Source organism: Streptomyces sp. NPDC056169 (genome assembly GCF_042268445.1).
Lineage (GTDB): Bacteria > Actinomycetota > Actinomycetes > Streptomycetales > Streptomycetaceae > Streptomyces.
On sequence record NZ_JBHJUO010000012.1, the window covers coordinates 62,939 to 84,197 of the forward strand.

The window sequence follows — 21,259 nt, forward strand, 5'->3', positions numbered from 1 at the left end:
CGTCGTGCGTGCTTCGGCATGCGCGACGGGGGCCGTTTCGCGTTTCCGGGCAGTGCGTCGGGGCCGTTGCACAGGGTGCTTTCGCCGGTCACGGAGTGGTTGAAGTGGTCGAGACCTCTTGTCGGCTCGCCGGAAGCACGCCTAACCTCACGCGTGTTGTGCAGAACGAAACGCACATTGCACATGTTGCAACGGACGTACTTGGAGGGGATCCGCCCATGAAGCTTCCTGCCCGCCTCGCCGCCCCGGCAGCCGTACTCCTGCTCGCGGGGCTCACCGCCACGGCCTGCGCGCCCCAGACGTCCGACGGCAAGGCGACGGCGGACGAGAAGAGCGGCACCCTGCGCGTCTGGCTCTTCCAGGAGGTGAGCAACAAGCCCAAGGAGCAGGTCGTCGACCAGGCCGTCGCCGCCTTCGAGAAGCGGAACCAGGGCACGAAGGTCGAGGTCGAGTACATCCCCGTCGAGACCCGCGCCCAGCGCGTCAAGGCCGCGTTCAACGACCCCAAGTCCGCGCCCGACCTCATCGAGTACGGCAACACCGACACCGCCGGATACGTCAAGGACGGCGGACTCGCCGACATCAGCGCCGAGTTCGCGGCCTGGGACGAGGCCAAGGACACCGACCCGACGGCCCGGCAGTCCGTCACCGTCGGCGGCAAGGTCTACGGCTCCCCGCTCTTCGTCGGCCTCCGCGCCCTCTACTACCGCACCGACGTCTTCAAGGAACTCGGCCTCACCGCCCCCAAGAGCCAGGCCGAACTGATCGCCACCGCCAAGAAGGTCCGCAAGGCGAAGCCCGACCTCTACGGCATCGCCGTCGGCGGCGCCTACACCTACGGCGCCATGCCCTTCGTCTGGTCGGCGGGCGGCGAGATCGCCACCGAGAACAGCGGCTCCTACAAGGCGGCCATCAACAGCGAGGCCGCCCGCAAGGGCATCGCCACCTACACCTCGCTCTTCGGCGACGACAACTGCCCGGCCGCCAAGTGCGCCCAGATGGGCGGCAACGCCACCGTCACCGCCTTCGCCTCCGGCAAGGCCGCCATGGCCATCGGCGGCGACTTCAGCCACGCGGCCGTCGAGGCCGGCACGGTCAAGGGCAAGTACGCGGTCGTCCCGCTGCCCGGCACGGCCCCCGGCTCGATCGCCCCGGCCTTCGCCGGCGGCAACAACATCGGCGTCCTCAAGAGCACCTCGCACCGCACCCTCGCCGTCGACCTCCTGAAGTCCCTCACCGGCAAGGACACCCAGGGCAAGCTCTTCGACGCGATGGGCTTCCTGCCCACCTACACCGACGTACGGGCCGCCGCCGCCCAGCGCCAGCCCTTCGTGAAGCCCTTCATCGACACCCTCGACGCCGGCACCAAGTTCGTCCCCGCGTCCCCCGGCTGGGGCCAGATCGACTCCTCCCTCGTCCTGCCGACGATGTTCCAGGAGGTCGTCAGCGGCCGTAAGGACGTCAAGGCGGCGGCCGACGACGCCGCGAAGAAGATGGACGCGGCCTTCGCGCCGGCGAGCTGAGACGCATGACGACCTCGATCGAACGCACGGAGAAGCGGACCGGCACGACCGCGCGCCCGGCCCCCCGGCGCGGCGCGCGGACCCCCCGCACCGCCCGGCGCACCAGCGCCTGGACCCCCTGGCTGTACCTCCTGCCCGCCCTCGCCGTCATCGGCGGACTCCTCGTCTACCCCGTCTACCAGCTCGGCCTCATCTCCTTCCTGGAGTACACCCAGGCCCAGGTCAGCGGCGGCGAACCCACGTCCTTCAAGGGGTTCGGCAACTACACGACCCTCTTCTCCGACCCCCAGTTCTGGCAGGTCCTCCTCGCCACCGTCGTCTTCGCCGCCGCCTGCGTCGTCACCACGCTCGCCGTCGGCTGCGCCCTCTCGGTCCTCCTGACCCGGGTCCGGGCCCTGCCCCGGCTCGTCCTGATGGTGGCCGCGCTCGGCGCCTGGGCCACGCCGGCCGTCACCGGCTCCACCGTCTGGGTCTTCCTCTTCGACCCCGACTTCGGCCCGGTGAACCGGCTCCTCGGCCTGGGCGACTTCTCCTGGACGTACGGGCGGTACAGCGCCTTCGCCCTCGTCCTCCTCGAAGTCGTCTGGTGTTCCTTCCCGTTCGTGATGGTCACCGTCTACGCGGGCATCAAGGCCATCCCGTCGGAGGTCCTGGAGGCCGCCGCCCTCGACGGCGCCTCGCAGTGGCGGATCTGGCGCTCGGTCATGGCACCGATGCTCCGGCCGATCCTGGTCGTCGTCACCATCCAGTCGATCATCTGGGACTTCAAACTCTTCACCCAGATCTACGTGATGACCAACGGCGGCGGCATCGCCGGCCAGAACCTCGTCCTCAACGTGTACGCGTACCAGAAGGCCTTCGCCTCCTCCCAGTACAGCCTGGGCTCGGCGATCGGCGTGGTCATGCTGCTGATCCTGCTGGCCGTGACCCTGGTCTACCTGCGGCTCCTGCGACGCCAGGGAGAAGAACTGTGAGCGCGTTCCGCATACGCCGGCCCGGGCGCCTCGCCGCCGAGGCGGTCACGCTCCTCGTCGCGGCGGCCGTCGCCTTCCCCCTGTACTGGATGGTCCTCTCGGCCCTCAAGCCGGCGGGCGAGATCCAGTCGACCGACCCCCGGCCGTGGACGCTCTCCCCGTCCCTCGACTCCTTCCGGCGGGTCTTCGAGCAGCAGGACTTCGGCCGCTACTTCCTCAACTCGCTGATCGTGGCGGGCACGGTCGTCCTCGCCTCCGCGCTCATCGCCTTCCTGGCGGCGACGGCGGTCACGCGGTTCCGCTTCCGGTTCCGGACGACGCTCCTCGTCATGTTCCTGGTCGCCCAGATGGTGCCGGTCGAGGCGCTCACCATCCCGCTGTTCTTCCTCATGCGGGACTTCGGGCAGCTCAACACCCTCGGCTCGCTGATCCTGCCGCACCTCGCCTTCTCGCTCCCCTTCGCGATCTGGATGCTCCGGGGCTTCGTCAAGGCGGTCCCGGAGGCCCTGGAGGAGCAGGCCCAGATCGACGGGGCGAGCCGCACCCGGTTCCTGTGGCAGATCCTCTTCCCGCTCGTCTTCCCCGGCCTGGTGGCGACGAGCGTCTTCTCCTTCATCTCGACCTGGAACGACTTCCTCTTCGCGAAGTCCTTCCTGATCAGCGACACCTCGCAGTCGACCCTGCCGATGGCGCTGCTCGTCTTCTTCAAGCCCGACGAGAACGACTGGGGAGGCATCATGGCGGGTTCGACCGTGATGACGATCCCGGTCCTCGTCTTCTTCGTACTCGTACAGCGCCGCCTGGTCTCGGGCCTCGGCGGGGCGGTGAAGGACTGACGTGATGACAGACGACGTGATGGCCGACGACGTGACGACCGACGACGTGAACCTGATCCCGGCGCCGTTGACCGTCGCGCGCGGCGGGACCGGCCCCGGCGCCACCCGTGTCGCGCTCGACGCGCGGACGACGCTCGACGCGGGACCCGGCACCGAGAGCACCGCGCGCTGGCTGCGCACCACCCTGGGCGCCGCCACCGGACTGCCGCTGGCCGACGGCGCGGGACCGCACGCCGTACGGCTGCGGATCAGCGAGGAGGTGGAGCGGGAGCACGGCCCCGAGGGCTACCGCCTCTCCACCGAGGCCGAGGCCCCCGACGCCGCCGTCGTCATCGAGGGCGGCGGCCCCGCCGGGGTGTTCTGGGGCGCCCAGACCCTCCGTCAGCTGCTCGGCCCGGAGGCGTACCGCAGCGCGCCCGTGAGGGGCGGCGACTGGGACCTCCCGTACGTCACGGTCGAGGACGCCCCCCGCTTCGGCTGGCGCGGGCTCCTCCTCGACGTCTCCCGGCACTTCCTGCCCAAGGACGACATCCTGCGCCAGCTCGACCTCCTCGCCGCCCACAAGCTCAACGTCTTCCACTTCCACCTCACCGACGACCAGGGCTGGCGCATCGAGATCAAGCGCCAGCCCAAGCTGACCGAGGTCGGCTCCTGGCGGGCCCGTACCAAATGGGGACACCGGGCCTCGCCCCTCTGGACGGAGGCCCCGTACGGCGGGTTCTACACCCAGGACGACATCCGCGAGATCGTCGCGTACGCCGCCGAGCGGCACATCACCGTCGTCCCCGAGATCGACCTCCCGGGCCACGCGCAGGCCGCCATCGCCGCCTACCCCGAACTCGGCAACACCGACGTCGTCGACACCGCCGCCCTCACCGTCTGGGACACCTGGGGCGTCAACCCGAACGTCCTCGCCCCGACCGAGGACGTCCTGCGGTTCTACGAGGGCGTCTTCGAGGAGGTCCTCGGCCTCTTCCCGTCCACCTTCGTCCACGTCGGCGGCGACGAGTGCCCCAAGGACCAGTGGAAGGCCTCCCCGGCCGCCCAGGCCCGCATCAAGGAGCTCGGGCTCGCCGACGAGGACGGGCTCCAGTCCTGGTTCATCCGCCACTTCGACCGCTGGCTCGCCGCCCGCGGACGCCGCCTGATCGGCTGGGACGAGATCCTGGAGGGCGGCCTCGCGGACGGCGCGGCCGTCTCGTCCTGGCGGGGGTACGCGGGCGGGATCGCCGCCGCCGAGGCCGGCCACGACGTCGTCATGTGCCCCGAACAGCAGGTGTACCTGGACCACCGTCAGGCGCCGGGCGAGGACGAGCCGATGCCCATCGGGTACGTCCGCACCCTGGAGGACGTCTACCGCTTCGAGCCCGTCCCGCCGGGGCTCTCGCCGGAGGCCGCCGCCCACATCCTGGGAACCCAGGCCAACGTCTGGACCGAGGTCATGGAGAACCGGTCCCGCGTCGACTACCAGGTCTTCCCGCGCCTCGCCGCCTTCGCCGAGGTCGCCTGGTCCGCGCTGCCCGCCCCGGAAGACCGCGACTACACCGGCTTCGAGCGCCGCATGAACACCCACTACCGGCGCCTCGACGCCCTCGGCGTCGACTACCGCCCGCCGACCGGCCCCCAGCCCCGGCAGCGTCGCCCGGGAGTGCTCGGCAGGCCCCTGGAAGGAGCGCCCCCGATCGTGTGAGACAGCTCGCGTCCCCGGTTCACCCAAGAGCGGCGAAAGGGAAGTTACCGTCGCTCCTGGGGCGTCCCGGACGGAACAGTCCTTCGCGGACCCTCGCGCCGGACGGCTCGGAAGATGTGCCAGAGTTGCCACGTCCGGCCTGTGAGCACGTACGGTACGCCCACACGCAGGCGCGACCGCCGGGCACAGTCGGGGACCACCGGGACACCGGGAAGGGGCAGCGGGTTGACCACGCACGCACCACAGACGGCGCAGTCCGTGACGCTGCCCGCCTCGCTCGACGAGGCCGTGGCGGCGCTCATCGCCATGCCGGCCGCCGTGCCCGTCGCCGGCGGCACCGACCTGATGGCCGCCGTCAACAGAGGTCAGCTCCGCCCCGCCGGACTCGTCGGCCTGAGCCGCATCAACGAGATCCGCGGCTGGCAGTACCAGGACGGCCACGCCCTCCTCGGCGCGGGCCTCACCCACGCCCGCATGGGCCGCCCCGACTTCGCCGCCCTCATCCCTGCCCTCGCCGCCGCCGCCCGCGCCGCGGGACCGCCCCAGATCCGCAACGCGGGCACCCTCGGCGGCAACGTGGTCACCGCCGCGCCGACCGGCGACTCGCTGCCCGTGCTCGCCGCCCTGGAGGCCGACCTCGTCGTCGTGGGCCCCCTCGGCACCCGCGAGATCCCCGTCTCCCACCTGCTCGCGGGCCGTGATCTGCTGGCCCCCGGCGAGCTCGTCGGCTTCGTCCGCGTACCGCTGCTCCACGCCCCCCAGGTCTTCCTCAAGGCCACCGGCCGCACCGGCCCGGCCCGCGCCACCGCCTCCGTCGCCGTCGTCCTCGACCCGGCCCGGCGCGGCGTGCGCTGCGCGGTCGGCGCCGTCGCCCCGATGCCGCTGCGCCCGCTGGAGGCGGAGCGCTGGATCGCCTCGCTGGTGGACTGGGACAACGACCGGGGCCTGGCCCCCGAGGCGCTCGCGGCGTTCGGCGAGTACGTCGCCGCCGCCTGCATTCCGGACCCGCCGGGCGACGAACAGCTGCCGCCCGCCGTACAGCACCTGCGGCGCACGGTCGCCGCACTCGCCCGACGGGCACTGGGGAGGGCACTGGCATGAGCAACGACGAACAGCACGGGAACCCGGGCGGCTGGGAGCCGATCCCGCAGAGCGAGGGGTACGACGGCGACGCGACCGCCTTCGTCCAGCTGCCGCCCGACTTCATGCTGGACGGCGTGCCCCTGGAGGCGCCGGGCCACGGCTACGTACCGCCGATGATCATGCCGCTGCAGCCGCTCACCCCGGCGGCGGCGACCGACCCGGCGGCGACGGGCGCGTGGACGGTGCACCTGCCGACGCAGGCGGAGCAGGTCCAGCACTTCGACCAGGTCGAGCACGTGGATCACGTCGATCGTGTGGATCACGTCGAGCACGTGGATCGCGTCGAGCACGCGGGCCAGGCGCAGGACTTCGGGCAGGGCCAGGGGACCGAGTACTTCGAGCAGGGCGAGTACGTCCAGCACGGGTCGCAGCACGCGGAGGGGTTCGGCCAGGACCCGCACGCGACGGCCGAGTGGAACTTCGCGGGCTCGACGGCCTCGGTCGACTCCACGGGCCAGTGGGAGATCCCGGTCGCGCCGGAGCAGGCCGTACCGGAGCAGGTCGTACCGGAGTCCGCCGTACCGGAGACCGCCGCAGCGGAAGCGGTCGAGCCCCCGCACCGCACCTCGTACGACCAGGCCCCGGCGACCCTGCCGGGCGGCGCGCCCGCGCCGTGGGCGCTGCCGGAGGAGCCGGTCGCGGAGGCCGGCCAGGCCGACGCCGATGCGGTCCAGGACGCCTCCGGGCCGGAGCCCGAGCGGGAGCCGGAGCCCGACGCGGACGCCCCGGCCGAGATCCCGGTCGAGGCGCTGGAGGAGACGGCCCCGGCCCCCGTGCCCGAGCCCGACCCCGCGCCCGACGTCTACGCGTCCACGGACAGCGACGAGCACCCCCACACCTCGTACACCCTGCGGGTCAACGGCGCCGACCGGCCCGTCACCGGTTCCTGGATCGGCGAGTCCCTGCTCTACGTCCTGCGCGAGCGCCTCGGCCTCGCCGGGGCCAAGGACGGCTGCTCCCAGGGCGAGTGCGGCGCGTGCAACGTGCAGGTCGACGGCCGGCTCGTCGCCTCCTGCCTGGTGCCGGCGGCGACCGCCGCCGGGTCCGAGGTGCGGACGGTCGAGGGCCTCGCCACCGACGGCGAGCCGTCCGACGTGCAGCGGGCGATGGCGAAGTGCGGCACCGTCCAGTGCGGCTTCTGCATCCCGGGCATGTGCATGACCGTGCATGACCTCCTGGAGGGCAACCACGCCCCCACCGAGCTGGAGACCCGCCAGGCGCTCGCCGGCAACCTCTGCCGCTGTTCCGGCTACCGGGGCGTCCTCGAAGCCGTACGGGACGTCGTCGCCGAGCGCGAGGCGAGCGCCGCGGCCACGGCACCCACCGGACCCGAGGCCGCCGCCGAGCTCCGCGTCCCGCACCAGATTCCCCACCCGCACGACGGAGGCATGGCGTGAGCAGCGACGCGACCACCGCCGTTCCCGTTCCCCCTGTCCTGGACACCCCCGGGGCACTGGACCAGGAGCCGGCCGCGCACGGCCTCGGCACCTCGCTCCCGCAGGCCGAGTCACGGGCGAAGACCGAGGGCACCTTCCCGTACGCCGCGGACCTGTGGGCCGAGGGCCTGCTCTGGGCCGCGATCCTGCGCTCCCCGCACCCGCACGCCCGGATCGTCTCCGTCGACACGACGGCCGCGACCGCCATGCCGGGCGTACGGGCCGTGGTGACGGCCGCGGACGTCCCGGGCGCGGCGACCTACGGCCGGCGCGTCGCCGACCGGCCCGTCTTCGCCTCCGACCTGGTCCGGCACCACGGCGAGGCCATCGCCGCCATCGCCGCCGACCACCCCGACACGGCCCGGCTCGCCGCGGCCGCGATCAGCGTCGAGTACGAGCTCCTCGACCCGGTGACCGACCCCGAGAAGGCCTTCGCCGCCGAGGCGCTGCACCCCGACGGCAACCTGATCCGGCACATCCCGCTGCGCTTCGGCGACCCGGACGCGACCGGCGAGGTCATCGTCGAGGGCCTGTACCGGATCGGCCGCCAGGACCCCGCGCCCATCGGCGCGGAGGCCGGCCTCGCCGTGCCCCGCCCCGACGGCGGCGTCGAGCTGTACACGGCCTCGACCGACCCGCACACCGACCGGGACCTGGCCGCCGCCTGCTTCGGCCTCCAGGCCGAGCAGGTCAAGGTGGTCGTGACCGGCGTCCCCGGCGCCACCGGAGACCGGGAGGACCCGGGCTTCCAGATCCCGCTGGGCCTGCTCGCGCTCCGTACCGGCTGCCCCGTCAAACTCACCGCTACGCGCGAGGAGTCCTTCCTCGGCCACGCCCACCGCCACCCCACCCTGCTGCGCTACCGCCACCACGCGGACGCGGAAGGGCACCTGGTGAAGGTGGAGGCGCAGATCCTGCTCGACGCGGGCGCGTACGCCGACTCCTCGTCCGAGTCCCTCGCGGCGGCCGTGGCCTTCGCCTGCGGCCCGTACGTCGTCCCGCACGCCTTCGTCGAAGGCTGGGCGGTCCGCACGAACAACCCGCCGTCCGGCCATGTGCGCGGCGAGGGCGCGATGCAGGTGTGCGCCGCCTACGAGGCGCAGATGGACAAGCTGGCGGCCAAACTGGGCGTGGACCCGGCCGAGCTGCGCATGCGGAACGTGATGGCCACCGGCGACATCCTGCCGACCGGCCAGACCGTGACCTGCCCGGCCCCCGTGGCCGAACTCCTCGCCGCCGTACGCGACTTCCCGCTCCCCCCGCTGCCCAAGGACACCTCGGAGGACGACTGGCTGCTGCCCGGCGGCCCCGAGGGCGCGGGCGAACCCGGCGCGGTGCGGCGGGGCGTGGGCTACGCCCTCGGCATGGTGCACATGCTGGGAGCGGAGGGCATGGACGAGGTCTCGACGGCGACCGTGCGGGTCATGGACGGCGTGGCCACGGTCATCTGCTCGGCCGTGGACACCGGCTCGGGATTCTCCACGCTCGCCCGCCAGATCGTGCAGGAGACCCTCGGCATCGACGAGGTCCAGGTCGCACCCGTCGACACCGACCAGCCGCCGGCGGGCCCGTCCGCCCACGGCCGCCACACCTGGGTCTCGGGCGGGGCGGTGGAACGCGCCGCCAAGATGGTCCGTACGCAGCTCCTCCAGCCGCTGGCCCACAAGTTCGGCATGTCGACCGAGCTGCTCCAGATCACCGACGGCAAGATCACCTCGTACGACGGCGTGCTCTCGACGACGGTCACGGAGGCGATGGACGGCAAGGAACTCTGGGCCACCGCCCAGTGCCGGCCCCACCCCACCGAGCCCCTCGACGAGGACGGCCAGGGCGACGCCTTCGTCGGCCTCGCCTTCTGCGCGATCCGCGCGGTGGTGGACGTGGACATCGAACTCGGCGCGGTACGGGTCGTGGAGATGGCCGTCGCCCAGGACGTCGGCCGCATCCTCAACCCGGCCCAGCTCGCCACCCGCATCGAGGCGGGCGTCACCCAGGGCGTTGGCGCGGCCCTCACGGAGAACCTCCGCACCGCCCGCGGCCTGGTCCGGCACCCCGACTTCACCGGCTACGCACTTCCGACATCCCTGGATGCCCCGGACATTCGCATCGTGAAACTCGTCGAGGAACGCGATGTCGTGGCCCCGTTCGGCGCGAAGGCGGCGAGCGCGGTCCCGGTCGTCACCTCACCCGCCGCAGTGGCCTCAGCGGTGCGCGCGGCGACCGGACGACCTGTCAACCGCCTCCCGATCCGCCCACAGGCGGCCGTCGCCGTGCCCAATTCGTAACCATGTGATGTCCGTTGCTTGTGCAACCGGGAGGTGCGGACTGTCGTCGTTCCTGACTACAGTGAACTCCTAGACTTGGTTGACGCGGCACGGTGTTGACGCGGCACGGTGGTTCACACGGGGGAGGAGCGCGGCATGGAAGCCTCGTTGGGTGGGATGGCGTCCGGGATGCGGGCGGCGGCCGTCAAGTACAGCGCCGACTCCATGGAGTCCTTCAGGAAGCAGGTCGAGGGGCTCATCGAGGACCTCCAGGGCTCGCACGCCGAACCCGGGAAGTTGAAGGCCGAGAATCCGGTGACCCGCACGCAGTTCGGCGGCGGCGGCGCCGCCTGGGGCGAGGCCCAGGGCGCCTACGCGGCGTACGACGGGACCCTCTCGCGCCTCGTGGAGCTGTCCGGCCTGCTCAACGACTGCCTGGAGGGCCTGGGGATCGCGGTCGTCGCCTCGAAGAACGGCTTCGAGGAGATGGACGACGACATCAAGCGCAAGATGATCGACATCCACCAGCGGACCTTCGACGCCAAGGAAAAGGCGGACAAGGAAGCGGGCCGTGGAGCGCCGGAGAGCAGCGGCGACAAGGCCGCCGAGGGCGACACCTCCTTGCAGTAGGCGGGTGCGGACGGAATTTCGGGGACACGGGGAAGAGGCGAGACATGAGGCCTGCAGAGGGCGGCGGAGGCGGCGGAACGAACTTCCGCGGCATGTCCCATCAGCAGATGCTGGCGTGGCTGGACGAGGCCAGCAGTTTCTACGTCGGCGACGCGGCACAGCGGCTGAAGTCGGTCGCGGTGCAGCTGGAGCGGATCGCCGAAGAACTGAGCGCCAGCATGCGGCGCATGGACTGGGAGGGCGAGGCCGAGAAGGCCTTCGTCGAGTGGGCCACCAACGTGGCCAACTCAACCAAGGGGCTCGCGGATTACAGCGAGCGCGGGGCCATCTGGATGGAGGACAACTCCGCGGCCATCGCCTCGGCGCAGAGCGCCGTGCCCCGGTACACGTCCCACGCGTCCGCCAAGGAGAACCTCGAAGCGGCGCTGAAGTACCGCAACGATCCCGACTCCCGGACGATCGCCAGCAACGCCCGGTCCCAGATGGCCGCGAGCGAGGAGCTCGCCGCCATCGAGGCCAAGGAAAAGGCGAACAAGGAGGCGGCGGCGGCCGAGATGGAGCGCCTCTCGTCCGCGTACCAGTGGTCGAGCTCCAACATGAAGAACAACGTCCCGCCGACGTTCCCGCCGCCGCCGGGGGCGTTCGTTCCGCCGGACCCCGGGCGCGGCCGTCAGGGCGAGACCGAGCGCGTCCAGTACCCGACGAGCGACCGCCGCACCACGGGCACGGACACGAGCACGGGCACGCACACCACGCGCACCCAGCCGGACACCCAGTCCACGCACGAGACGACCACGATCCCGCCGAAGGGCGACACGACCGGGCCGACGGACGTGATCCGGCCTACCGACCGGCCCCCCGTCAGCACCGAGGTCCGGCCCGAGGTTCCTGTGGACCTGGGCATCGACAGCGTGGACACGCTGCCGTCCCCGACCCACACCACCACCGGGCCGGGGCCGACGACGCAGGGCACGCCGCCGCCGATCACGAAGGACGGCGGTACGCCTCCGTTCGTCACCACGGGCATGCCGCCGTTCCCCTCGAAGGGCGGCCCGGGTCCCGTGGGGCCCACCGGGCCCGTCACCGGAGGCACCGGCAACCCCCGCGGTCCCGTGACCGGCGGCCAGCGCGCAGGCCTCAACGTTCCCCGCGAGGGCATCAGCGGCGGACGCCAGGTGCAGAGCACGCAGGGGCGCCCCGCGACCGGCCTCCCGCGCACCACCGCCATCGGCACGGAGCAGGGCGGGCGCAACGGCTCGGGCATGGGCCGTGGCATGGGCGGCGGCATGGGCGGTTCCACGGGCGGCATGGGCGCCGGCCAGAACGGCATCAGCGGCGGTCGCCGCCTCGCCGGTGAGACCGGCGGGGTCGTCGGCGGCAAGGCGCAGCGTCCCGGCACCGCAGCGGGCGGCGCGCGTCCCTTCACGCCCGGCGGCTCCGGCCTCGTGCGCGGAGGCACCACGCGGGCCGGTGACGAGCGCGAGGACACGAACGGAGAGCGTCCCGACTACCTTGTCGAGGACGAGGAAACCTGGCAGCAGGGCACCCGCCGCGTGGCGCCGCCCGTCATCGACTGATCAGCGCGAGGAAGCAGATGTCTACCAGCAGTACGCGTCGGAGCCGTGCCCGAGTCACCGCCTCGGCCGCCTTGGGGATGCTGCTGGTGGGCATCGCTTCCGTCCCTGCCCAGGCGGCGGGTATCCGAGACCGGCAGTGGCACCTCGACGCCATGGGCGCCGAGAAGATCTGGCAGCTCAGCACGGGCAAGGGCGTCACGGTCGCAGTGATCGACAGCGGCGTCGAGGACACCCACCCCGACCTCCAGGGGCAGGTGCTGGACGGCAAGGACCTGGCTCCCGAGGCGCCGGGGGACGAACACACCGACGTCGAAGGCCACGGCACGAGCATGGCGGGGATCATCGCCGGCACGGGCAAGGCCAACGGCGGCGCGGGGGCGTTCGGCCTCGCCCCCGGGGTGAAGATCCTCCCCGTTCGGCTTCCGGCCCCGGACCAGGACCGCAGCATGGCCGACGCGGACAAGCAGTTCAACAAGCTGGCCCCCGAGGCCATCCGCTTCGCGGTCGACTCCGGTGCCAAGGTCATCAACATCTCGCAAGGCGCCAAGTCGGGCTCGCAGGAGCTCACCGATGCGGTGAAGTACGCCCTCGACAAGGGGGCCCTCGTCTTCGCGTCCGTCGGCAACACCGCCGACAAGGGCAACGTCGTGGAGTACCCGGGGGCCACTCCCGGCGTCGTCGGCGTCGGGGCGGTCGATCAGAAGCTCACGCACATCCCGATGTCCCAGCACGGGGATCAGGTCGACATGGTGGCCCCCGGCAAGGACATCGTCGCCGCCTGCGACGACGGCGGCGTCTGCAAGTCCACCGGTACCAGTGACGCCACCGCCCTCGCCTCCGCGGCCGCCGCGCTCCTCTGGTCGAAGCACCCCGACTGGACCAACAACCAGGTCCTGAAGGTCATGCTCAACACCATCGCCGGGCCCAAGGACGGCGACAAGCGCAGCGACTTCATCGGCTACGGGGCCATCCGCCCCCTTCGCACGCTGAAGACTCCCGGCGACCCGGGTCCGGCCGACGTCCGGCCGATCGACGACCTGACCGAGGCCGCGACCGCCACGCCTTCCGCCCCGGAAACCCTGCCCTCGGCCGACCCCGGTCCGGTGGAGACCACCACCGCGGCCCCCGCGCCGGCCCCGCAGGCCTCGGCCGAGGAAGGCGGCAACACCGGCCTCTGGATCGGGCTCGGGATCGGTGCGGCCGTGCTGCTCGGTGCCGGTGTCGCCGTATCCGTACTTCGTTCGCGGCGGAGCTGAGTCCGTCCGTCCCTGCCGCTGAACGTCCGTGACTCACATGGAGAAGAAGTAGATGTCGTTCGACGAGGAGTGGGGCCAAGTCCGCAGCGAGGCAGCTGCCATGAGGCTCAACGGCGTGCCCGCCGAGGGGGGCGGGGGTGGCGGTCCCAGCGACTACAAGGTGACCTCCGCCGATCTCAAGGCCATCGGCAACGAGGCCCAGGAGCTTTTCCACTGGTTCGAGCGGGACGCCTTCCACGCGGGCGCCCAGACTGACGCGGCGGCCAAGAGCCTCGACGGAGACGGCTTCCTGACCGGGTCGGCGATGTGGACCATGTGGGACACATGGCGCGACCAGTGCGAGACGCTCCTCAGCGCCTGCGCGCACATCCACAACCACCTTGAGGACACGGTCGTCAGCCACGCCAACCATGAGGAAACGCTGATCACGAACTTCTCCATGTCCACGATCGACGCACACTTCAAGTAAGCCGACGGCACGGCACAGCACGACACGGGAACGGCTGACGAGGGACGTTAGATGCTGAAGTTCGACCAGGTTCTCCACGCCCATCTCGGCAGCCTCAAGGAGGCTGTCACGGGCTGGTCGGAGGCGGTGTCCAAGCTGGAGAAGTCCAAGGAGAAGGCCGACACCGGCCTCCAGAGCAAGGCCGAGAAGGCCGACTGGAAGGGTGAGAACGCCGGGGTGACCCAGGCGTTCGTCAGGAAGACCGCCAAGGAGTTCGGCGACGCCCTCACCGAGGCGACCAGCATCCGCAACATCCTGCGGGACGCGGAGAGCGAGTTCCAGGCCGCGAAGACCGAGCTGGAGAGGCTGGTCGCGGAGGCCCCGGGCAAGGGGATGCGTATCGACCAACAGGGCGCCGTCAGCCACCTGATCCGCCCCGACAGCCGGTCCAAGGACTACGACGGGCCCAAGCCCGAGGTGGCCGACTTCGAGGCCATGTCCGCGGCGATCAAGGCCGCGATCGACCGGGCCAACAACGCCGACGACGTGGCGTCCCGCGCCTTGCGCGGACTCGTCGGTCCGGACAAGAACAACTTCTCCGGCACGAAGTACGACTCGCTCGCCGCCGCCTCGAAGGTGCAGGACGCCGAGGACGCGCACGCCGCGTACGAGCTGTACAAGAAGGGCGACGAGGCCACCCCGGCGGAGATCGACAAGCTCAACGCCCTCTTCAAGGCCAACCAGAAGGACCCGTACTTCGCCGAGAAGTTCGCCCTGGAAGTCGGACCGAAGGGCTCCATGGAGTACTGGGCCGACATGGGCGACCCGAGCGACGGCTCGCGCCTCGGTGTCGACCACCGCGACAAGCTGAAGGAACTCCAGACGAACTGGAGTCTGACGCTCGCCACCGCGACCCATTCCACCAGCCCCGAGATGGAGCAGTGGAAGGCCGACGTCATCAAGGCCGGCAGCGAGCCCATCCAGACGCGCGGCACCAGCCCGTACGGCTTCCAGGTCATGAGCAACCTGATGCGGGTCGGCGACTACGACGACAAGTTCCTCAAGGACTACGGCAACGGGCTCGTCACCACCGAGCGGAAGATGACGCATGACGGCCGGCTGCCCGCCGACCGCGCCTGGCACGCGATGAACGGCATGCCGTCCCACCTGAACTGGCAGGGCGGCGACCTCGGCAACGACCCCATGATCGGTTTCATGGAGGGGCTCGGGCACAACCCCAAGGCGTCGACGGACTTCTTCAACAGCAGCATCGACGTCACGCCCGAGAACTCCAAGGACAACAAGAAGATCGACCCCTTCGACTACTTCACGAAGGACCGCGAGTGGCCCGAGGAGCTCAACGACAAGGGTGACAGGACCAAGGAGCCCGGCTACAACGCGCTCGGTCACGCCCTGGAGTCCGCGACCACCGGCCACCCGTCCGACGCCGAGGGCGAGGGCCTCAAGGATGTGCGGACCAAGGAGAACGCGGAGGTCATGCAGAAGGTCGTCGAGCGGTACGGCAGCGACCCGAAGTACATGCACGAGCAGCCGGGCATCGACGACAGCCTCGGCAAGATGGGCGCGGCCTACGTCGACGAGCTGAACCGCTCTCTGGAGACGGACAGCGACTCGACGATGGAGGAGGTGGACGGCTCCCCCTTCGGCAACAACGACGCCAAGGGCAAGTCCCGGTTCGGCGAGGAGTTCGACACCGGACTGCTCTGGAACCGTGGCGACGCCATCAATTTCATGGGCATCGTGTCGCAGAGCGAGTCCGGTCACTCGACACTCTCCGCGGCCGAGTCGCTGTACACGACGAGCGTTCTCGATCAGGTGGGCCCGAAGCCGGGCACGGATTTCGACGAGAGAGATCTCACGGACGCGCGGACGACTCTGCGGATCGGGTCGGAGGCGCAGGGGATCATGGACGGGTCCCGCATGGCGCAGATCGACGCAGACTACGAGAAGGACTCCGAGGAGCACAAGAAGGCCGTTGCCAAGTCGACCGAATGGGTCAAGTTCGGGGTCGGCGCGGTCGCGGCGGGCGGTGTCGTCGCCCTGACCGGCGGCGCCGGTGGCGTACTCGTACCGCTGGCCGCGGAGACGGTGGGCGGCGCGGTGACGACCTTCATCGGGATGGAAGCCGATGACATGGCGGAGAAGTACGAGAAGGACGAGCTGCTCAAGAAGAAGTCGGACGACCTGAAGGCCGAGGCGCTGGATAGCGGCAAGGAGAACTCGCTCAGGCCGGGTGTCGCCTACGCGACGGACCCCGCCTGGAGTACTGAGGAGCGCCGCTACCTCAGGGAGGAGCTGGTCAACTACACCCGGACCGCACGCCTCCACGCCCAGGACAACAACCTCCCCGACCCGTATGAGAAGAAGGACTGACGTGAGGCCTGCGCTGGCAATTATTGGTGCGGTCGTGGCAGTTGCTGCTCTCGCGAGCTGTTCTGGCGGCGGCAGCGGGGAGGGCACGAAGGAACCGGAGGGCCTGACTGCGGCGGAGGCCTGCGGTGGCTTCGCCAAGGACGCGGCCTCCACGGCGGCGCTCAAGGCCGTCCTGGGCGGTGACCGCTTCGAGGACAACTACTCGAAGCCGGACAAGGCTCTCGACAGATTGCGTGACGACGCGGCCGCGCCGTGGGCCGACTCCTACCGGCCCCAGCCGGTGACGTACTGCGGCCTCCTGCCCGCCGAGGGGGGACCGAAGAACCTCAAGATCGAGGTGGGCGCGGTGGGGAAGGGTCCGTATCTGGGCCCGAAGCTTGCCCCGAAGGTGACCTCCTACACCTCGGGACTTGAGGCCTTCACCTCCTCCAGCCTGGGTTCTGTCTACTTCTCCTGCCGCCTCAAGGCGCCCGCCCACGAGATCGTCGTCGAGACGACCATCTGGGGCCCGGCAGGTGTCCCAGACACGGACCTGGCGCAGCGCACCCGCCTGATCACCCTCGCCAACGCGGCGGCCCGGCAGGTCTCCGCGGAGCTGGGCTGTGAGGACGACGGGCTCGCGACGGGCGTTCCCTCGCCCACCGCGAACCCGACGTCCTGAGGAGATCGCTCAACCGCTGCGTTTCACCGTCCGCAAGCGGGTCACTGCCCGTAGGCCGGCATCGCGTAGATCCGGCCGCCGCGGGCGATGAAGACGCGGTTGCCGTCACTCGCCAGCTGGTAGGCACCCTCGCGCTGCATCTTCGCGACGAAGAGATGCTCGTGGGTGGTCTTGTGGATGACCTGGACATGGCTGTTGTCGGGCGCGTGGAGCCAGACCGTCGAGCCCGCCACGACAGGGGGGTTGACGTTGCCGACGCCCGTGCCGTCCAGGACGTCGTACCAGTCCGAGACGGGGAAGCGGATGTCCAGCATGGTGCTGTAGCGGTAGATGTTGTAGCCGTCGGCCGCGATGATGTAGTCGCCGTCGAGGGCCGGTGTGCTCCAGCCCGGCCCCGTGTCGTTCTTGGCCTCTTCCTCCCACAGGAAGTCGCCGCGGTCGAGGCGGCGGGCGGTGAGCTTGCGGCCGCCGAGGTAGGCGGTGTTGTCGCCGAGCACGGGAGCCTGGCCGTCGGTGCCCAGGTTCTTGACCTCCCAGTCCGTCTCGCCCGTCTCGGTGTAGAGCCCGGCGACGTAGCCGTCCCTGCCGTGGATGACGAGCCGCTTCCTGCCCACGGCGGCCTTCGCCGGGCCGTTGTGGGAGCGGGGGGACGTCATCGGGCGCGTCCAGGTGGTGGCGAGGGTCCAGGCGTTGACCGCCCGCAGCTCGTTGTCCTTCGACACCAGGTAGACGTGGGTGTCGTCGGCGGCGAGGAGGTCGTCGACGTCGTTCTGGGTCTGCCAGACGGGCTTTCCGGTCGAGGCGACGAAGGCGTGGGCGACGCCGTTCTTGTCGACGCCCACGACGAGCCGGTCGGCGACGGAGACGTAGCCGGCGTCGGCGTCGATCTCCTTGGCCCGCCACCGCTCCTTGCCGGTCGTCACGGAGAGCGCGAGCAGACCGCCCGTCCTCGCCTGCACGATGACCACGTCCCGTACGGGCAGGGGGAGTTCTCCGTCGGCCGCCGTGACGTCCTGGGGCCCCCACAAGGGCTTCGGGACCTCGCCGTAAGGGCTGTCGATGATCGAGACGAAGGCGGCCTCGGGGGTCGGCACGGCGGGCGGCACGTCGGCTGTCGGTGACTTCGGCTCGCCGCGGTTCAGCCACCAGGCGCCCGCCCCGCCACCGGTGCCCAGGACGGCCACGCCCACGGCCGCGCCGGTGAGGAAGCGGCGCCGGGACGGCCTTGCGCCGGGTACGGCGGTCTCCTCGGGGGCCGCGAGGCGCTTCGTGGCGGTCTCGCGCCGCTTGATGTCCTCGGCGAGCGGGCCCTTGCGCCAGGCCCGGTCGGCGCCCTTCGGCGGGGCGAAGGCCAGGGCCACCTGCGGCGGAGCCGGGCGGAACGCAGGGTCCTTCGCCAGGCACGGGCCGATCAGCTCCTGGAGCTCCGGCGGCACCAGGCTCAGGTCCGGGGTGCCGTGGACGACCTCGTACTGCACCGCCGCCACATGGGCGGCGTCGAAGGTGCGCCGGCCGCTCGCCGCGTACGCGAGGACAGCACCGAGCGAGAAGACGTCGGAGGCCGGACCGACGCGCTGCCCGAGGACCTGCTCCGGCGCCCCGTACCCGGGGGTGACCGGGATCTGGCCGGTCGTCGTGAGGGTGAGCCCGTGCTCGGGGCGGGCGATGCCGAAGTCGATGATCCGCGGACCGGTCGAGGTGAGCACGATGTTCGCGGGCTTCAGGTCGCGGTGGACGAGCCCGGCGGCGTGGATGTCGTGGAGGGTGCGGGCGAGCTGAGCGGCGAGGGCACGGACCGTCGGCACGTCCATCGGCCCGTACGCGCGGACCGCGACGTCCAGCGTCGGACCGGCGAGGAACTCGGCGGCGATCCACGGCCGCCCGCCCTCCGTCTGCGCGTCGAGGACCCGGGCCACGCCGTGGCTCGTGACGGCCCGCGCCATGTCGGCCTCGCGGACGAAGCGCTGGGCGAGGTGCTGGTCGTGGGCGAGCTCGGGGCGGAGGACCTTGACGGCGGCGGGGGCTCCGGAGGCGTCGCGGCCGACGTACACCTTGCCCATGCCGCCCTCGCCGAGGACGCCGAGCAGGCGGTACGGGCCGAGCCGGAGCGGGTCGCCGGTGGCGAGGGGCTGCGTGGTCACGGAGGGTGCTTTCCGGTTGGTGGAGGTGGAGGTAGAGCTAGGCGAGGGCGTGCTCAGGCGAAGGGGATCGCCACGACCGACGACTCGCCGGCCCCGATGATGCGGGTCCGCTCCTTGTCGACGACGTACCGCGTGGCGTCCGTCGGGACAACCCAGGCCGAGCGGCGGGTCGACAGGTCGACCGCGCTCAGACCTCCCCGCACCGGCGCGTAGACGTACTTCTTTCCGATGATCGGCCGGTAGTAGAAGTGCGGGGTCAAGGAACGGCTGCCGGGTTTCTCCGCCCAGAACTCGGCGCCCTTGCCCGTACTGACGGCCACGAGCCCCTTGCCGCTCGCGTTCGTGTAGACGAGGTCGTCCGTGACAGCGGGCATTCCGTAGGCGAAGGGGTCGTTACCGCTGCCGTACTCCCAGGCGACCGCCCCGTCCGTCAGGCGCACGGCCCGAAGGCGGTCGCCGCCCGTGTAGACGTGCCGGTCGTCGGTGGCGAGCTGGCCGGGGACGAAGCCGGACGACTCCGTCAGCGGAAGCCGTCGCTTCCACAGCTGCCGGCCCGTGCGCACGTCCCTCGACTGGACCAGGAAGGAGTCGAGGTCGCCGCTGTTCTTGCCGAGGATCAGCTGGTCGCCGACGACCTGGGCGAGCCACGGGCGGACGCCGTCCCATGCGTACGGCTGTCGCCACGCCTCCTTGCCCGTGCGCAGGTTGACGGCGAGCAGGTGCCAGCCGACCTGGTTCGCGTCCGAGTCGAGTTCCCGTTTGCCCAGGCGCGAGGCGGTGAAGAGGATGCCGCCGACCGCGGTGAGGAGCTCCGTGGTCGTCCCGTCGATGCCCTTCAGCTCGATCGTCTTGGCCGCTTCCTTGCCGGTGCGCGCCGCGAGCGTGCGGATCTTCAGGGCGCCGGGGCCCTCGAAGTTGCCGTCGGAGGCGTAGTAGTTCGTGCCGTCGGTGGTGATCTGGTGGGGTTCCATGACCATGGAGTCGGCCCAGAGTTCGCTGCCGCTCTTCGTGTCGACGGCGCGGAAGGAGACCGTCTCGGCGAAGCCCACGACATCGGTACCGGCCAGCAGCGGGGTGATGCTCTCCTCGCGGTCGAGGACCGAGGCCTGCCACAGCGGCGCGGGCGCGCCGTCGGCGGCCGTCGGGGCGGGGACGGCCGTGGGGCCGGTCGGGGTCGGGGCGCCGCCCTTGGCTGTATCGGCGTCTGTGTCCCGGGAGTTCAGCCACGCCCACACTCCCGCGCCCGCCCCCGCGACGCCGAGGAGGGAGCCTCCGCCCAGGGTGAGGGCGCGGCGGCGGGAGAGCGGGGTGTCCGGGGCGGTCTCCGCGGTCGCGGCTCCCGCCGGGACCGGGAGGCGGTGCGGTGCGTGGAGCCAGACGTCCGTCGCGCGGCGGGCGATGTCGGCGAGGACGAGGGGCGGCAGGTGGTCGGCGAACTCGCCGTGGCCGTCGTGGAGATGGGTGGTCAGGTCGGCGGTGGTGGGGCGGGCCGTCGGGTCCTTGGACAGGCAGGCCGTCAGGAGCGGCAGCAGCGCCTCCGGTACGCCGCCGAGGTCGGGCTCGGCGTACCGCACGCGGTACAGGAGGTCGGCCGGCGAGCCCGTTCCGAAGGGGCCGTGGCCGGTGGCGGCGAAGACGAGTACGCCGGCGAGCGCGAACACGTCGCCCGCCGGGGGGTGTTCCTGGCCGCTCGCCTGCTCCGGCGACATGAACGCGGGCGTGCCGGCCGCCGCTCCCGTACGGGTCAGGTGGTCGTCGCCGGCCGCGCGGGCGATGCCGAAGTCGATGATCTTCGGGCCGTAGGCGGTGACGAGGACGTTCGAGGGCTTCAGGTCGCGGTGGACCACGTCCGAGGAGTGCAGCTGCGCGAGGGCTCCGGCGAGCGCGGCGCCGAGGGCGCGGACGGTCGGCTCGGGGAGCGGGCCGCCGAGCGCGACGGCGTCGTCGAGCGGCGGGCCGAGGACGTACTCGGTGGCCAGCCACGGGGTCTCGGCGAGCGGGTCGGCGTCGACGACGGCCGCGCCGTGGCGCGCGCCGATGATCCGCGCGGCGTCCGTCTCCAGTCGGAAGCGGGCGCGGAAGGCGGGGTCGGTGGCGAGCCGGGCGTGCACGGTCTTGAGGGCGACCGTGCGGCCGCCGGGCGTGCGCGCCAGGTAGACCGTGCCCATGCCGCCGGAGCCGAGGCGGGCGAGGAGTCGGTACGTGGCGACGGCGGCCGGGTCGTCGTGGGTCAGGGGCGACAGCATGAGGTCAGGTCCGTCGGATCGAGGAGGGGGGAGGGTCGGT

General features: G+C 71.5%; 15 protein-coding genes. 13 read left to right on the top strand and 2 right to left on the bottom strand.

Annotation, left to right across the window (positions count from 1 at the left end):
* The first annotated feature begins 218 nt into the window (after positions 1 to 218).
* The 13 genes from ACFC0G_RS20910 (at position 219) to ACFC0G_RS20970 (ending at position 16,832) form a co-directional block, all read left to right on the top strand.
* Entirely contained in the window at positions 219 to 1,523 is a 1,305-nt protein-coding gene (locus ACFC0G_RS20910) for an extracellular solute-binding protein (protein WP_376405330.1), read from the top strand.
* A 5-nt stretch (positions 1,524 to 1,528) separates the two neighbouring features.
* Positions 1,529 to 2,497: a carbohydrate ABC transporter permease gene (locus tag ACFC0G_RS20915; protein ID WP_376405332.1), complete on the top strand. Its 969-nt coding sequence runs from the start codon at positions 1,529 to 1,531 to the stop codon at positions 2,495 to 2,497.
* On the top strand, positions 2,494 to 3,333 hold the full coding sequence (locus ACFC0G_RS20920) for a carbohydrate ABC transporter permease (RefSeq protein WP_376405334.1): 840 nt from the start codon (positions 2,494 to 2,496) through the stop codon (positions 3,331 to 3,333). Before ACFC0G_RS20915 ends, ACFC0G_RS20920 begins: the two co-directional genes overlap by 4 nt.
* 4 nt (positions 3,334 to 3,337) lie before the next feature.
* On the top strand, positions 3,338 to 5,023 hold the full coding sequence (locus ACFC0G_RS20925; RefSeq protein WP_376405336.1) for a beta-N-acetylhexosaminidase: 1,686 nt from the start codon (positions 3,338 to 3,340) through the stop codon (positions 5,021 to 5,023).
* Between the two features lie 225 nt (positions 5,024 to 5,248).
* Positions 5,249 to 6,124: an FAD binding domain-containing protein gene (locus tag ACFC0G_RS20930; RefSeq protein WP_376405338.1), complete on the top strand. Its 876-nt coding sequence runs from the start codon at positions 5,249 to 5,251 to the stop codon at positions 6,122 to 6,124.
* A complete protein-coding gene (locus ACFC0G_RS20935; RefSeq protein ID WP_376405340.1) occupies positions 6,121 to 7,563 on the top strand; it encodes a 2Fe-2S iron-sulfur cluster-binding protein in 1,443 nt (480 codons plus the stop codon). Before ACFC0G_RS20930 ends, ACFC0G_RS20935 begins: the two co-directional genes overlap by 4 nt.
* Positions 7,560 to 9,887, top strand: a complete 2,328-nt coding sequence (locus tag ACFC0G_RS20940) for a xanthine dehydrogenase family protein molybdopterin-binding subunit (protein WP_376405342.1) — start codon at positions 7,560 to 7,562, stop codon at positions 9,885 to 9,887. The genes ACFC0G_RS20935 and ACFC0G_RS20940 overlap by 4 nt, the downstream gene beginning before the upstream one ends.
* A 135-nt stretch (positions 9,888 to 10,022) precedes the next feature.
* The gene (locus ACFC0G_RS20945) at positions 10,023 to 10,496 is read left to right on the top strand and encodes a hypothetical protein (RefSeq protein WP_376405344.1); all 474 of its coding nucleotides are present in this window, start codon (positions 10,023 to 10,025) and stop codon (positions 10,494 to 10,496) included.
* Positions 10,497 to 10,588: 92 nt separating this feature from the next.
* Positions 10,589 to 12,073, top strand: a complete 1,485-nt coding sequence (locus ACFC0G_RS20950; protein WP_376405346.1) for a hypothetical protein — start codon at positions 10,589 to 10,591, stop codon at positions 12,071 to 12,073.
* A gap of 77 nt (positions 12,074 to 12,150) precedes the next feature.
* On the top strand, positions 12,151 to 13,329 hold the full coding sequence (gene mycP, locus ACFC0G_RS20955; protein WP_376405750.1) for a type VII secretion-associated serine protease mycosin: 1,179 nt from the start codon (positions 12,151 to 12,153) through the stop codon (positions 13,327 to 13,329).
* Positions 13,330 to 13,381: 52 nt separating this feature from the next.
* The gene (locus ACFC0G_RS20960; protein WP_376405348.1) at positions 13,382 to 13,798 is read left to right on the top strand and encodes a hypothetical protein; all 417 of its coding nucleotides are present in this window, start codon (positions 13,382 to 13,384) and stop codon (positions 13,796 to 13,798) included.
* Positions 13,799 to 13,849: 51 nt separating this feature from the next.
* Positions 13,850 to 16,171, top strand: coding sequence for a hypothetical protein (locus ACFC0G_RS20965; protein ID WP_376405350.1), 2,322 nt, complete (start codon positions 13,850 to 13,852; stop codon positions 16,169 to 16,171).
* Positions 16,172 to 16,205: 34 nt separating this feature from the next.
* A complete protein-coding gene (locus tag ACFC0G_RS20970) occupies positions 16,206 to 16,832 on the top strand; it encodes a hypothetical protein (RefSeq protein WP_376405352.1) in 627 nt (208 codons plus the stop codon).
* A gap of 41 nt (positions 16,833 to 16,873) precedes the next feature.
* Here ACFC0G_RS20970 and ACFC0G_RS20975 read toward each other — a convergent pair whose 3' ends face one another.
* Positions 16,874 to 18,973, bottom strand: coding sequence for a protein kinase (locus ACFC0G_RS20975; protein ID WP_376405354.1), 2,100 nt, complete (start codon positions 18,971 to 18,973; stop codon positions 16,874 to 16,876).
* A gap of 53 nt (positions 18,974 to 19,026) precedes the next feature.
* Positions 19,027 to 21,219, bottom strand: a complete 2,193-nt coding sequence (locus ACFC0G_RS20980; RefSeq protein ID WP_376405356.1) for a protein kinase — start codon at positions 21,217 to 21,219, stop codon at positions 19,027 to 19,029.
* Positions 21,220 to 21,259 lie beyond the last annotated feature (40 nt).

Bases quoted from the DNA above. Each gene is read 5' to 3' on its own strand.
- ACFC0G_RS20910 (WP_376405330.1), top strand. From the start codon at position 219: ATGAAGCTTCCTGCCCGCCTCGCCGCCCCGGCAGCCGTACTCCTGCTC.
- ACFC0G_RS20915 (WP_376405332.1), top strand. From the start codon at position 1,529: ATGACGACCTCGATCGAACGCACGGAGAAGCGGACCGGCACGACCGCG.
- ACFC0G_RS20925 (WP_376405336.1), top strand. From the start codon at position 3,338: ATGACAGACGACGTGATGGCCGACGACGTGACGACCGACGACGTGAAC.
- ACFC0G_RS20935 (WP_376405340.1), top strand. From the start codon at position 6,121: ATGAGCAACGACGAACAGCACGGGAACCCGGGCGGCTGGGAGCCGATC.
- ACFC0G_RS20945 (WP_376405344.1), top strand. From the start codon at position 10,023: ATGGAAGCCTCGTTGGGTGGGATGGCGTCCGGGATGCGGGCGGCGGCC.
- ACFC0G_RS20950 (WP_376405346.1), top strand. From the start codon at position 10,589: ATGTCCCATCAGCAGATGCTGGCGTGGCTGGACGAGGCCAGCAGTTTC.
- mycP (WP_376405750.1), top strand. From the start codon at position 12,151: ATGCTGCTGGTGGGCATCGCTTCCGTCCCTGCCCAGGCGGCGGGTATC.
- ACFC0G_RS20960 (WP_376405348.1), top strand. From the start codon at position 13,382: ATGTCGTTCGACGAGGAGTGGGGCCAAGTCCGCAGCGAGGCAGCTGCC.
- ACFC0G_RS20965 (WP_376405350.1), top strand. From the start codon at position 13,850: ATGCTGAAGTTCGACCAGGTTCTCCACGCCCATCTCGGCAGCCTCAAG.
- ACFC0G_RS20980 (WP_376405356.1), bottom strand. From the start codon at position 21,219: ATGCTGTCGCCCCTGACCCACGACGACCCGGCCGCCGTCGCCACGTAC.